Here is a 12,791-nt window from a genome sequence, read left to right as displayed (position 1 = left end):
TCGGAGCGACTCATCCGCGGCTTGGCGTGCATCACCAGGATGGAGCAGGCGCTTAGAAGGCGCCTGCTCCATCCACTGAGCTACGGGGGCTGACTTGCGCAAACGTAGTCTTCCAGGCGTTAGTCCCGCGAACCTGTGGGACGTATGTGGGATCTGTCGGTCCCTGGGAACCGTGGGGCACGGGGGCCTTGCGACGGCCGGGCGTAGCTTCTCACACCACCCCACTCCCGAAGTCCCTCGTGGAAACAACCCTGCCTTGGCTCGCGTTGATGATCTCTGAGTAGAGGAGAGGAAGGTGTCGGGCCTGAAGCTGTTCCGCACGGATACGACGAACGACTGCGTGACCGAGGTCATGCTGCCCTACCTTCTTGAGTGCGTCCCACGGGTTCGCGACTCTGGACTGCGCGGGTGGGGCAGGGATGGTTTTCATGCTGGCTGCCCTCGATGGCTCAGGACGCTGATCCCCCTGCCTCGCCACTTCTTCCGGACTGCTGATTAGGCACTGCGAACGATCGCTGGGTAGGGCGAGGACAGGCGGAAGGAGTCGCGCCGCACGTCGCCCAGCGAGGGGAGCGCCATGACCGCCCAGGCCGGATTCGACATCGCCAAGGACTTCCACTGGCTCGCGGTCACCGATGACCGTGGCCGCCTGCTGTGCAGCCACCGCGTCGACAACGATCCCGAGGCCGTGATCGGGGCCATCGCCGAACTCCGTGCCATCGAGGCCGAACACGGCTCGGTCACGGTCGGCGTGGACATCCTCGGCGGCATCGCCGCCCTGCTCGTCGCCATGCTGCTGGCCGAGGGCCTGTCCTGCGTGCACGTGCCCGGCCTGGCGGTCAACCGTGCCCGCCGGGCCACTCGCGGCGGGGAGAACAAGTCCGACCCGCGCGACGCCAAGGTCATCGCCGAACAGGTCATGCTCCGCGACGACCTGCGCGTCGTCGAGCTGCCCGAGGAGACCGCCGTGGAACTGCGGCTCCTGGTCAGCCACCGCACCACACTGGTCAGGGAAGCCACCGCCCGCACCGCTCGGCTGCGCGACCTTCTCACCGGCATCCACCCCGGCCTGGAGAAGGCGACCGACCCGACGAACAAGTCGGGCCTGATCCTGCTGGGTCACTACGTCACCCCGGCCGAGATCCGCCGGGCCGGACCCACCCGCATCGTGAACTACCTGCGCAAACGCGGTGTCACGACACCATCGCGCAGGCCCTGGCCGAAGCAGCACACGCCTCGGCGTGCGCCCAGCACGTCGTCATCCCAGGTGAACGCCGCACGGCCCAGCTCATCCGGGAACTCGCCGGCGAACTGCTGGCCGGCAAAGCCCGGTTGAGTGCCCTGGAGACCGAGATCACCCAGCTGGTGGCTGACCACCCTGACGGGGCCCTCATCCGCAGCCTGCCGGGGATGGGGGCCGCCCTCACCGCCGAGTTCCTCGCCGCGGTCGGTGACATCCGCCGGTTCGCCAGCGGCGATGCCCTGGCCGCCGCCTCCGGCCTGTCCCCGGTGCTCTCCCAGTCCGGCAAGGTGCGCTACTCGCGCACCGCGACCGGCGGCGACAAAAGCGCTCAAACGGGTCTTCTACCAGGCCGCGTTCTGCTCCATCCAGCGCGATCCGACCTCGCGGGCCTTCTACGACCGCAAACGGGCCGAAGGCAAACGGCATCACCAGGCACTGATCGCCCTGGCCCGACGCAAGGTCAACGTCCTGTACGCCATCCTGCGTGACCGTCACCCCTTCGAGGCTCCGCCAACTCTTCGTCTCGTGGCTTGACTTCAACATTAGGCAGCGTCTTGCTGAGGTCGAGGCAGATGTGCAGCGTCTCGTCGAGGCGCATATGGAGGCGTTGCTGGGCGTCCGGTTCCTGGCGAGCGAGTACGGCACCGGGCCGGTGCACGGTGGCCGGATCGATTCGCTGGGGCTGGACGAGAACGGATCGCCGGTCATTGTCGAGTTTACCGACCGCAGGTAGTCCTGCCCGTGATGTCCGTCTGGGACTGTGACCAGCACGTCCCTGGCTTGTTTACCGACTGTGTCCGGGACGTCTGTCATGTTCTGGAGTCGGTACGGAGGACGAGTGGCACGGCGCGTGGTGGTCGGGGACTTGAGGGTCCAGCAGATCGAGCGGAAGGACGGGCGGCGGTCGTGGACGATCGTGTGGCCCGAGGGGACGGTGCACACGGAGGCGGACCGGTTCCTGCGTCTGCATGATGGTTCGGGAACGCAGAGGACGTACGCGTATCTGCTGGTGGACCATCTGCGGTGGCTGGAGCGGGAGTGCCTGACCTTCGCCGAGATCCAACTGCGGGATCTGGAACGGTATATGGGCATCATCGGTGCCGAGGTCCGCATGCCTCTTGGCGAGCCGTGGCGGGTCGGCAAGCGCCCCTATGGCCGCTCCGCGTTGTCGATCGCGGCGGCTTGTCTGAAGGGCTTCTACCTGCGTCAGTCCGCCCTCGGCATCAACGGCGAACTCGGCAGGAGGCTCGATAAGTCGCGGCTGCCGTCGCGGGTGGACCGGCGCCGTTCGTTCCTGGGGCATGTGAAGTCGTCGCTGCCCACGAACCCGCTGGCGCCGAAGGGGCCGCACCGCCGGCATCCGAAGATGCTTCCGGACGGCGCTCGGGAGGGGCTGCTGGAGACGCTGAACGCCGCCCGGGACCGGCTGGTGGTCACCTGGCTCGCCGACGGCGGGCTTCGCATCGGCGAGCTCTGCGGCCTGCACCTGGTCGACCTGCACCTGCGCGAGAACGCCGCCTGCGGCGAGTGCCGCGCCCCTCACCTGCACGTCTGCCACCGGCCCGGTAATCCGAACCGGGCCGAGGCCAAGAGCAAGCACCCCTGGCGGGTCGAGCACGGCATCGTGACCGGCGGGCTGATCAAACGGGTCAGCCCCGCGATGGTGCACACCTACTTCGAGTACGTCACCACCGAGTACCCGCGCGGCGCCGGACACGGCATGCTCCTGGTCCAGGTGCACGGCGCTGATACCGGACAGCCGTGGGCACCGGTCGGGGCCCGGCGGATGCTCGGCCGGGCCGGGAAGCGCGCCGGACTCGGGGGCGTGAAACCCCATGCCTTCCGGCACTCGTTCACGTCCGCGGTTCTCGACGCCGCCAACGGCAACCTGCTCATCGCCCGGGACGCCGGCGGCTGGGCCTCGGCCGCGATGGTGGATGAGGTCTACGGTCACGTCGACGTCCACGACCCGGTCTTCGACGCCGCCCTGCGCACGGTCTGGGGTGAGACGAAGTGACGACGCCATGGCTGCTGCCGCAGCAGGACGCCCGCACGCGACGGGACCGGCTGGAGGTGCTCACCGCGCTGATCAACGGGCCCGAGTTCGACCCGGCGCTGCGCGGCGGGGTGCTGAAGATACCGCCGACGCACCCGGTCTACCCGTGGGCCTGTACGGTCGTCGACTGCGCGCGGCCCCGCTGGCGGCGCTACGCGATGTGCTCGGTGCACGCCGAGCAGTGGCAGGAGGCGGAGGCGCGCGGCATGAGCCGGGCTCAGTTCCTGCGGACCGCAGAGCCGCTGCCGGCCACGGAGATGCCGGAGGTGGCCAGATCCGCGACTTGGAGGCTGAGTGGACCGAGGCGGCCATCCAGCGGATCACTACCGAGAACACCACCCTCAAGCAACGGGTCCGGCAGCTCACCGCCGACAGCCGCCACCTCGACGAACGCCTCCAGGCCGCCCGTTCCAACCTCCGCTTCCAGGACCGCCGCATCGCGGACCTCGAAGCCCGGCTCGCCGAACCAGGGGCGGGGGCAGGAACATGATCCGGCCCCGGTGAACACGGCTTCGGGGAACAATGGAGCAGCCGTCCGGCCGGACGGCTGCTCCATTGTTCCCCGAAGCCGACGAAGGACTACACATTGGCCATGCAGTTCCCGGATCCCGGGCGCGTCATCGAGACCGAGATCCGGATCAAGGCCCGAAGGATCCTCAAAGCCATGTCCACCGATGCCCTCACGGTGTGGGAAGAGGCCATGGAAGAAATCAAGGAAGATGCACTGGGCGAAGGCATTGTGTTGTCCACCCAAGCATTCAAAGGAAAGTTCGACACCGACGACGGAGTCTGGCTCGGCCCCCGGGAGCTGAACCTTGACCGATACATGTGCGAAGAGGGCCTGGGCGTGCTGACGATGGTCGAGTACGCCATCGCAGGGACCGTCACCCGGTGCGAGGTCGTCACGTGCCGTCAGTTCGGTGATGTGGTCCACCGCATGGTCGTCGGGGAAATCGTGGTGGGCGGCACGCCCACGAATCCCAGCCGTCCGACGATCCTCCAAGAGCGGCTGGAACTACCCTAAAAGCACATGCAGTGCAGCGGAGCTGATCACCTTCGTGACGGATGGGGGTGCCTATCAGAGAACAAGGGAAGGTACCTCCCTCGCCCTTGTCACGCGGATTCCGCCTCCGTTGCGGCCCGGCGGGCCAGTCGGTGCGCTTCAGGAAGGGCATCGGGCGTCGTCAGGGGAAGACGCACCGCATGGGCATTGTCCGCTTGGACGTTGCGCGCGGCAGCAAAGCGACAGCCGTCCGCGGCGTGGCCGGGAAGACGGAAGTCCAGGTACGTACGGTCCGGACGTACGTAGCAGTAGGCGCCCACTCTGCGCGGCCCCGGAACGTACAGCTTCACATAGCTGGTCTTCTCAGTACCGAGCTCGGCGACGGCACCGTGATCGCGAACTTCCGTTTCTACGAACGAAATGAAGAGGTCGGCGTGCTGGGAGGGGGCACGCGTGCGCAGCAGGGTGAGCACGTCGCGATCCAGTGCAGGTTCGGTCCGCACCTCTGTCGCCTGCGAAGTGCTGTGCAGACTGAAATCGGCCCCGTGAGCGGCCAACGCATCAATCAGCGCGGGCAGTTCCTCGGGGCTCGCGTGAATGCTCACCTTGATCATCCGAATGGGCTCCTTCGTCTCGTACGGGTACCTTGCGGCAGCCAACCGAGAGCAGCATAGGGGAAGTAGATGACCTACTGTCAACAGTTAGCGGACTGCTGTTCGCTTACTCTTCGGGGTCCGCTGCAGCTGCGATCACTAGGGCTCTCTGTCGTGTCCGATATCGAGTCATGCGCGCGCCGTTTCGGCCAGGCGGGCGGAGCCGCCATTCAACAGGCCGCCGTGACTCCGGTCGCTCACGCTTCGACGGCACATGCTTACGGTTCAGTGCCACGGAGTAGCCACCCTGATGGACGGGCCTCCCCGGAGAGGCCCCGGACGGGGTTCGGTAACGACTCAGACTCGGCGTCGCGGACATGTAGTCTATGAATCGTCGCAGTTTCAGAGCGAGTTCACGAGCTCCTGCGGTCGGTAAAGTCGAGTACAAGCGCGCTGTCGACGCCGGCGTCATCAACCAGGGCCTGTTCTACCTGGCCTGGCTGATGGACCATCGCGCCGAGTTCGAGCACCTGGTCCGCGACCGCCTCGGGGTGACGGCCGCGTCCCAGGTCCTGTGGAGCGGACCTCGACTGATCTGTATCGCCGGCGACTTCACGCGATACGACGTGCACGCCGTGCGTGAGCACCGGCGGTCGATCGACCTGGTCCGCTACCGACTCTTCGGCAGCGATCTGCTCGGGCTTGAGACCGTGGCGTCCGTGAGCGGCGGCATGCAGGTGGGCCGGCGGGCGCGCCGTCAGGCGGTTGCCCGGGCGGCTGGCGACTTCCAGGGCGCGTCGATGGTGGAGCTGGCGAGCGCGGTCGACGAGGCGCTGCTCGGGCTCGGGGACGGTGTGAACCGTGTCGAGCGCAAGCAATACCGGGCGTATCAGCGGTTGCGGAACTTCGCCTGCCTCTGCCCGCCGCAGCGCAGCAAAGTGCTGGTCTACCTGAAGGTCGACCCGCAGGACGTCGACCTCGTCCCGGGATTCACCCGTGACGTGTCCGGTCTCGGCCACCACGGGACAGGTGATCTGGAGGTGCAGCTTCGTACGCCGAAGGACGTGGAGCGGGCGCAGGATCTGTTCCGGGCCAGCTACGCGGCCGCGTGATCGCCTGCCGGCCTCTGGCTGCTCTGGGGTCGTGGGGGGATGCCTTTCGACGTGCGAGTAGGGCGTGGCGGTGGAGTACCAATGATGCGCGGGATCGCCGGTTTGGCTAACCGGCGATCCCGCGCTATGTTGCCCCGCTCTTGTGTGCCGAGGATCAGCGTGAACGGCTGGCCGCGACCGCGGGAGCGGCTGACGGGCTGGTGATGAGGCTCGTCCTGCGTTCCGGGCTGTGGGCGGCGAAGGCCGGTTTCGTGGACGAGGGTCTCGGAGCGATCAGCCAGCAGCGCACTCGGGGTGTGCGGGGACGCGGTGACGGCCCAGGTAGGCCCGTCACGGTCGGGACCGACCCAGACGGTCCAGGTGGCCAGGTTCTGGCTCGGGTGCTGGGCGGTGAAGGCGTCGAACTGGACGCCCGCGTCTCCTTCGGGGGACGTCCAGCGGATCCATCGCCCGTCCACGGTGTGCTTCCAACCGGCGTCGGAGAGGGGCTGCGTGGCCGCGGTGACCATTTTCTCTTCCACCGGGGCGCCGATGGCCGATTCCCAGCCGTCGCCGTCGGCGAGGTGATTCAGCAGCTCCTCTATCACCGGGGCGGGGGTGGCGCCGGTCGCGGTGAGGACCCACATTCGGTCGGATACGGGTGTTTCGTAGGCGGCCACGGTCCATGCTGTTTCGTGAGCGGGCGTTTCGTGCACGCGCTCGATGCGCAGGGTCTGGGACTCGTGGATCGCGTGGGTGGTCTCGTCCGACCAGGTTCGCCACTTCTCCCGATCGCCGTGTGCATCGAGGAAGGCGTTGAGGAGGGCGTCGTGGTCGCCGGCGTCGGCCAGGTAGGCCGGGACGGTCTCCGGCTCCTGGCGCGCCGGTTCGGGTTTGGCTGCGGGGAGGGCGACGGAGCCGCGGGCTTCGGCGGCGGCGCGTTCGGTGTCGGTCAGGGGCGCCGGGCTCGGGCGCATCTCGGCGCCGTGGACCTTCTCGAAGGCGAGCATGGCCTGGGCGGGGGAGTCGAAGGTGTCGGCGACCTGGCGCAGGTGGTCCTCACCGTGGAGGTGGACGGACTTGCTGTTGCGGCCGAGGTAGGTGCCGACCCGCGATGGTGGTGTGGCCGTCGTGGGCGTGGGCGTGGATGAGGAGCTGGCGGTGGCGGATGTCGTCGTGGATCTTCTGCGCCTGATTGGAGACCTCGCGGATTTCACTGCGGGGGCACCAGGGCACGGGGTAGTTCTCCCAGGTCTATTCCTCGTCCATGGCCTTCTGGAGCCGAGGGGTGATCTCGACGGTGATGCCTTCGGCGGCCAGGTGCTTGGCCGCGTCCTTGGCCCAGTAGGGCTCCTCGTGGTCCAGTCAGCTGCTTCCAGGCCCAGGTGGGCAACGAGGCTCTGACTGGCGGTCAGGACGGCGGTCACGGCGCTGGGATGGGTGGGGTGGGTGTCGAGGCATACGTGGGCGTCGATGGTGGGAGTCATGTGGGTGTCGTCTCTGGCGGTGGCCGGGCCCTCGGGTCCGGCCACCGGCGTATGCGGGGTGCTATCGGTTTGCTCGCGCGGTGCGGGCGGTGTGCGCGGCCGTGGTGGTCGGCGGGCCGGCGCGGGTGGTGGGCGCCGGTCTCGGTCGTGGCGTCGGGACTGCTCCAGTGGCGTGCTGCCAGCGGGTGCGGACGGCGCCGATGTCGGCGAGGGAGCGGCGTGCCCCGACGACGAGTTGGAACGGGGTGTTCGCCGGGTCGCTGGCGTACGCCTCGATGCGCCGGCCGGTGTAATCGACGGTGGCCAGGAGGGAACGCTGCAGGGCGCGCTCGCCCCAGTGCTCCACGGACCCAGCCGGGTCTGCCAGCATGCGCAGCACTTCGCCCGGTTCACTGCCGTCGTTCAGCAGGCCGTGCTGTTGGGCCTCCCACAGGACGGTGACGGGGTCGACGGGCTCGTGGCGGCGGGCCAGGGCGGTCAGGCATTGCCACAGGCCGGCGTGCAGGGGCCGGTTGAAGTCGTCGGGGAGCAGCCACGGGACGGACTCGATGTCGGTGGGGTGGGCGGTGGCGGTCGCGAGTAACAGTTGCTCCTCCTCGACCGCCCCCGCGTAGTCGGGCGCGGTGGCCGACGGCGGTGGCGCAGTGCGGGGCAGGACGCCGGCGCGCGGGGGGAAGCGGCTCGCGATGTCGTCCACCACGGTGGCGATGGCGTCTGCTGCGGCGAGCACCGTCTGGACGGGGTGGGGGAGGGACGTGTCGTGGACGGTCTGGACGAGGTGTTCGGCGGCACTCTGCAGTCGGCGGCGGGCGTGTTCGGCCTCGACCATCCGCGCGTAGGCCGGTGCGTGGCGGGGCCAGGGGCAGGCCTGGATGAGTGTGTGCAGGTAGGAGGCGGTCAGCCCGCGGGTCTGCTCGCGTCCCGTGGCGAGCACCTGGTTGAGCCAGTTGGTGTTCTTCGCGTGCTCGGCAGGGTCGGGCGGGGGCAGGGTGCTGATCGCGGCGAACAGGGCGGCATGTGCGGCGGTGGAGAACGAGTCGGCGGCGATGCCGGTCACGTCGCCGAGGCGGTGTGGGTCGAGGAGGAGGGCACCGAGGAGGGCTTGCTCGGCGTAGCGCACGGGTTGCGGCAGTTGGGTGTCGGGCAGGTCGTCGGCGTCGTCATCCTCGTATGGGTCGGTGGGGTCGGGCATTTAGGCGGCCAGGGTGAAGTCGTCGGGGGTGAGGGTCTTGCCCAGGTGTGGGGCCAGTAGGTGGGCTGCGAGCCGTGGTGGAACGGCGTTGCCGATCTGGCTGAAGGTCTGGCCTTTGTTGCCTTGCCACGGGTAGTCGGCGGGAAAGGACTGCAGGAGGCCAGCTTCCTGGGGGGCGTGATCCGGATCGGGTCCGGTGCCGGTGAGTTGCCGTCCGGGGCGTGTGTGGGTTCGGCGATCCAGGTGCACTCGTTCGCGCGGTGTCCGAAGAACAAGGTTCCAGCGGGCTCGTCCACGCTGCGGGATGGTGGCGTTGGACTGGTTATGGCTGCGCAGCGGCCAGGACCAGCGGTGCTCCCCGGCGGCAGGCGCCGGCCGGTTCGCCAGGGGACCCTGCCGGTGTGCCCGGCCGGTACCGTCGCGATGGCGTTGCAGGACGTTCTCCGAGCCGGGTTGTGGTGTCCAGGTTCCGCGGTTGCGGGCGTTGATGAGGGTCTTGCGTGAGCCGGATGGGAATGGCTCGGGCCCTCCTCCGGGGCCCCCGCCGGCGCACACGGTCGGCACCGGCCGGTCGGTGGGGCCGCAGCCGAGGGCCTCGGCCATGGACACCCACCGTGCGCGGCCCGGGCCGAACAGGCTCTCCGGCTCGGCGGTCTTGGCGTGCGTGGGCGGGGGAGGTTCGGCGGTGCGGGTGCGTGACGCGAGCAGGATCGCCCGCCTTCTCGTCTGGGGGACGCCGTAGTCGGCGGCGTTGAGGATCCCGGTCCATACCGAGTAACCCCAGGTGCGCGCAGGATCGCTGCGTACTGCTTCCACAGGGGCAGGACGTCCGGCACTTCCTCCATCGCGACCCAGTCGGGCTCGCCGACCGTGTTGAGGGCGTGCAGGTAGCGCATCGGCTCGGCTGCGAGCAGGGAGCGCTCGTCACGGCACGCGGCGAGGAGGCGTTCGCGGGTGTCGCGTCCGGCGGCCAGGTCCTGGACCGCTGCGTGCACCAGCGGCTGGTCCACGAGGCCGAGACGTTTGCCGGCCATGCTCCACGCCTGGCACGGCGGGGAAGCGATCAGCCCGCGCGTGCGGCTGATGAAGGGCCATGTCGGATACATCGCCACGTCGGTCCGGACGGTCAACTGACCGGCAGCGGCACGGGTTTTGCAGGCCCAGGTGTCCCATTCAAGACCGACGTCGCGCACGCCGAGGACGCCCGGTGCTCTGCTCCAGCCGCCCGGTCCCGCGAAGAGGTCAAGTATCACGTGGCTAGCCCGAAGTCGTGCTGCGTCAGCGCATCCGCATCTCCGTGGCATGCCCAGGGCGAGCAGCCGTCCGCGACGCCGTTCTCCAGCGCTTGGGCCTCTTCCGCGTCGATGAGCAGGGCGGCTCGTTCCGCGGTGGTGACGTGGTCGATCAGCGCCTGGCTCAGCGGGACTCGAGCCTCGCCAAGCAGTCGGCCGTCCGGCGCGTTGGCGCGGGCATCGCCCTGCCGGATGGCCGCGTCGAATACAACGGCATCCGTCCACTCGGATCGCGACGTGCCCCTGATATGTCGCCATTGTGCATTTCCGTGGGGCGGGCAAGATATTGAGAATCGAGACAGGGATGTGACCTTTCTGCGGGCTGCATGGCTGGGAAGGTGTGGAGACGGCCTGTTGCCGACCGCTCCCGCCGCCTGAGCGAGCGAGGCAGGATGAGTCCGTGATTACTCAGATTTCGCAAGGAGACTCTTGAGCGGGCGCTCCACCACTTCCGTGGAGTCGAGGAGGCCCATGTAGTTCGGGCGTTCGCTGACACACCCAGCGCACTCGCCTTCGTGGCGGCCGATGAGATGGAGATCCTCGGGTGGTGCTGGGGGCACCACTTGGCGCGTCCGGACTCGTTATCGATGCTTTATGTCCACCAACTCAAGGTGGCGGAAGCCCATCGCCGTCGGGGCGTCGGACGGGATCTGCTTCGTACCTTCGTGGAGGCCGGGGCGAGGGCCGGGGCCACGAAGATGCTCTTGACCATCGGGGAGGCGAACGCGGCGGCCCGGTCCCTCTACGAATCGTGAGCTGGGTCAGGGTCACGAAGTGGTCGGTGGTGCCCAGCTCCCTGGGTGTTGGGCCTGCCACGGCCGACCACGGCCACGGCGCGCAGGATGCCGGCCTTGTAGGCGGTTCCGACGGAGAAGACCTATCCAGCGGGCGGCGGGTGGTGGCGGTGCCAGAGGTGGACGAACTCCTTGTCGTCGTGGGAGCGGACGGGCACAAGGTGCAGGCGGGTCTTGCTCATGCCGCCGGATTGAAGTCGGCTTGGGAGGGCGCGTTCTTCGCGACGGCGCGGGTGGTGATGGCCCTGGATGCGCGGGCGGACGCCGCCGCCAGGTCTGCTGCGCCGGGCTCCCGGTACCACGGGCGCAGGTCGAGCATGGCGGCCCGCATGCCGGTGGCGAAGCACAGGGCGGTGCCCTTGGGCAGGGCGCGGATCGCGTCGGGGGGCAGGATCCGTTCCTGCCGCATTGACACGGAGGTCGACTTTCCGGACTCCGAGTGTGAGGTCGAGGTGGTCTCGACATCGTGGTCGCCGATCAAGCGGCTGAGCTTGTCGGCGAAGTCGGGGTCGTCGATGCCGCTGCCGATGACCTTCACGGTCGAGGCGGACCACATGGCGTCCATGCCGGCGTCACCCCAGACTTTCTGGCCCTGGCGATAGGACTGCAGGATCGTGATGGGGATGATCCCGCGCGAGCCGAGGTGGGAGTACAGGTCCGGCAGGTCGCTGATCTTGCACACGTTGGCGGCCTCGTCGAGGATCGCCAGCATGGGCGGGTCGAGGCGTCCGCCGGCGCGCTCGGCCTGGGCGGTCGCGGCTCGCATCACCGCGTCGGCGCACGCCGCGATCAGCGCGGAGGCGCCGCCGCCTCCGTCTTTGCTGAGCAGGAAGAGCGTGTCGGTGGAGGTGACGAAGTGCGCCGGCTGGAATTCGGGGACGTCCTTCTGCGGCGTCACCCAGGCCGCGATCTCGGAGTTGAGCAGCGCGGCGGCGTACTGCCGGGCGGTCTCGTAGATGCCGTCGCGGGTCTCGGGCGGTCCCTCGACGGTGCCCTTGAGCTGGGCGGCGACTGCGGCGAAACCGTGATCACGGAGGATGTCGAGCGGGGTCCGGTCGGCGGGGAAGGCGAGCCACTGCATGATGTCGGTGATTGGCCGCTCGTCGAGAGCCGCGGCCAGGAGCAGCTGGGACAGGATGTTGCTGCCGGCCTTGGACCAGAAGTCGCCCTGCTGGGACGCATCGACGCTCGCGGCGAGGAAGTGGCCGGCCAGTCGGTTCGCCCCGTCCAGGGTGGTCGCGCTGGCCAGGGGGTTCCACCACATCTCGCGGGCAGCGTGGGCGATTTGCTGAGGGTCCATGGTCCACACCTGTCCCGCCTTCGCCCGCGCTTCGTAGGCCGTGGTGAAGGCATCGCCGGCGGCCTTGTTGCTGGTGAGCAGCACCGGTCCGGGGGCGTGCAGGACGGAGGGGATGGCGAGTGAGGTCGTCTTGCCGGACCGGGGGGCCATGATCGCGACGGCGACGTCCTCGAACCCCATGCGCACCTCGTGCTTGGTGCCCTGCAGGTTGCCCAGGAGGATGCCGGTGTCCTTCGCGTCGATGTTCTTGGCGTCCGTCAGACTCGGTCGCAGGGAGCGGGCCTTGTCACTGATCGCCCTGGCCATCAGGGGCTCGATGTCCCGGGCCTTGGCCATGTCTGTGATCTTCTTTTTCCGGTCGCCGCTACGGCTCTTGTGCCGGGCCCATACGACGCCGACCGCCACTGCGAGGGCCAGCAGCAGAAGGACGGGAACGATGCGGGCGCCGATCAGCAGGGACGTTTCCCCCACGTCGGGCCAGACCTGCTCGGGGTGGAGCAGGGCGGCGGTCGGCTGGTACGGCGCCCAGTCGGCTCCGGTGAGGTAGGCGGTGATGTTGCCCGACAGCCAGGCGAGGTGGGCGAGGGGGACAACGATCGCGAGTACGCCGAGGAGGAGGCGCAGAACGAGGTCGTATCCATCGGTGGAACTGTTCGAGGAGGAGGAAGGGGGCAAGGGCTACGTGCTTCCGGGCGGGGACGGAGGAATCAGCGGCTGCGGCCGTTCTTAACCGGCGGACG

General features: G+C 68.7%; 10 protein-coding genes and 5 pseudogenes. 10 read left to right on the top strand and 5 right to left on the bottom strand.

The genetic code is table 11. The features are described from left to right. Positions 1-577 precede the first annotated feature (577 nt). The 7 genes and pseudogenes from ACFPQ9_RS34345 to ACFPQ9_RS34320 all read left to right on the top strand — a co-directional run bounded on the left by ACFPQ9_RS34345 (position 578) and on the right by ACFPQ9_RS34320 (position 4,323). The gene (locus tag ACFPQ9_RS34345; protein ID WP_380862200.1) at positions 578-1,336 is read left to right on the top strand and encodes an IS110 family transposase; all 759 of its coding nucleotides are present in this window, start codon (positions 578-580) and stop codon (positions 1,334-1,336) included. Between the two features lie 74 nt (positions 1,337-1,410). Further along, positions 1,411-1,518 (top strand): annotated as a pseudogene (locus ACFPQ9_RS44715) (transposase); the annotation flags it as partial. 28 nt (positions 1,519-1,546) lie between these two features. Beyond that, positions 1,547-1,777: pseudogene (locus ACFPQ9_RS44710) on the top strand (IS110 family transposase); the annotation flags it as partial. A gap of 7 nt (positions 1,778-1,784) precedes the next feature. Further along, positions 1,785-1,961: pseudogene (locus ACFPQ9_RS34335) on the top strand (DUF5655 domain-containing protein); the annotation flags it as partial. A 120-nt stretch (positions 1,962-2,081) separates the two neighbouring features. After that, positions 2,082-3,260 carry a tyrosine-type recombinase/integrase gene (locus tag ACFPQ9_RS34330; RefSeq protein WP_380862198.1) on the top strand — a complete coding sequence of 393 codons (1,179 nt, stop codon included), beginning with the start codon at positions 2,082-2,084 and terminating at the stop codon, positions 3,258-3,260. A 322-nt stretch (positions 3,261-3,582) separates the two neighbouring features. Further along, complete coding sequence (locus ACFPQ9_RS34325; RefSeq protein WP_380862196.1) at positions 3,583-3,789, top strand: hypothetical protein; 207 nt, start codon at positions 3,583-3,585, stop codon at positions 3,787-3,789. Positions 3,790-3,891: 102 nt separating this feature from the next. Then, a complete protein-coding gene (locus tag ACFPQ9_RS34320) occupies positions 3,892-4,323 on the top strand; it encodes a hypothetical protein (RefSeq protein ID WP_380862194.1) in 432 nt (143 codons plus the stop codon). A gap of 89 nt (positions 4,324-4,412) precedes the next feature. On the opposite strand, the gene ACFPQ9_RS34315 is transcribed toward ACFPQ9_RS34320, so the two are convergent. Beyond that, positions 4,413-4,916 carry a hypothetical protein gene (locus ACFPQ9_RS34315; RefSeq protein ID WP_380862192.1) on the bottom strand — a complete coding sequence of 168 codons (504 nt, stop codon included), beginning with the start codon at positions 4,914-4,916 and terminating at the stop codon, positions 4,413-4,415. Positions 4,917-5,281: 365 nt separating this feature from the next. On the opposite strand from ACFPQ9_RS34315, the gene ACFPQ9_RS34310 reads away from it, so the two are divergent. After that, positions 5,282-6,007, top strand: coding sequence for a DUF5655 domain-containing protein (locus ACFPQ9_RS34310; protein WP_380862190.1), 726 nt, complete (start codon positions 5,282-5,284; stop codon positions 6,005-6,007). On the opposite strand, the gene ACFPQ9_RS34305 is transcribed toward ACFPQ9_RS34310, so the two are convergent. From ACFPQ9_RS34305 to ACFPQ9_RS34295, 3 genes and pseudogenes are all read right to left on the bottom strand, one after another. Beyond that, complete coding sequence (locus ACFPQ9_RS34305; RefSeq protein WP_380862188.1) at positions 5,992-7,203, bottom strand: SPDY domain-containing protein; 1,212 nt, start codon at positions 7,201-7,203, stop codon at positions 5,992-5,994. The genes ACFPQ9_RS34310 and ACFPQ9_RS34305 overlap by 16 nt on opposite strands. A 331-nt stretch (positions 7,204-7,534) precedes the next feature. After that, entirely contained in the window at positions 7,535-8,665 is a 1,131-nt protein-coding gene (locus ACFPQ9_RS34300; RefSeq protein ID WP_380862186.1) for a DnaB-like helicase N-terminal domain-containing protein, read from the bottom strand. After that, positions 8,666-9,969: pseudogene (locus ACFPQ9_RS34295) on the bottom strand (DNA cytosine methyltransferase). Here ACFPQ9_RS34295 and ACFPQ9_RS34290 point away from each other — a divergent pair. Next, positions 9,936-10,247 carry a hypothetical protein gene (locus tag ACFPQ9_RS34290; protein WP_380862259.1) on the top strand — a complete coding sequence of 104 codons (312 nt, stop codon included), beginning with the start codon at positions 9,936-9,938 and terminating at the stop codon, positions 10,245-10,247. The pseudogene ACFPQ9_RS34295 and the gene ACFPQ9_RS34290 sit on opposite strands and share 34 nt — an antisense overlap. Positions 10,248-10,424: 177 nt before the next feature. Further along, positions 10,425-10,712 (top strand): annotated as a pseudogene (locus tag ACFPQ9_RS34285) (GNAT family N-acetyltransferase); the annotation flags it as partial. Between the two features lie 217 nt (positions 10,713-10,929). Here the strand turns inward: ACFPQ9_RS34285 and ACFPQ9_RS34280 are convergent. Beyond that, complete coding sequence (locus ACFPQ9_RS34280; protein WP_380862184.1) at positions 10,930-12,726, bottom strand: type IV secretory system conjugative DNA transfer family protein; 1,797 nt, start codon at positions 12,724-12,726, stop codon at positions 10,930-10,932. Positions 12,727-12,791: the final 65 nt, after the last annotated feature.

The organism is Streptomyces coerulescens, assembly GCF_042657965.1.
Taxonomy (GTDB): domain Bacteria; phylum Actinomycetota; class Actinomycetes; order Streptomycetales; family Streptomycetaceae; genus Streptomyces; species Streptomyces coerulescens.
Note: the sequence above shows the minus strand (reverse complement) of the source record. Positions and strands in the feature narration are given on the sequence as shown.

Coding starts and splice junctions, on each gene's coding strand:
- ACFPQ9_RS34345 (WP_380862200.1), top strand. CDS start 578: ATGACCGCCCAGGCCGGATTCGACATCGCCAAGGACTTCCACTGGCTC.
- ACFPQ9_RS34320 (WP_380862194.1), top strand. CDS start 3,892: ATGCAGTTCCCGGATCCCGGGCGCGTCATCGAGACCGAGATCCGGATC.
- ACFPQ9_RS34315 (WP_380862192.1), bottom strand. CDS start 4,916: ATGATCAAGGTGAGCATTCACGCGAGCCCCGAGGAACTGCCCGCGCTG.
- ACFPQ9_RS34310 (WP_380862190.1), top strand. CDS start 5,282: ATGAATCGTCGCAGTTTCAGAGCGAGTTCACGAGCTCCTGCGGTCGGT.
- ACFPQ9_RS34300 (WP_380862186.1), bottom strand. CDS start 8,665: ATGCCCGACCCCACCGACCCATACGAGGATGACGACGCCGACGACCTG.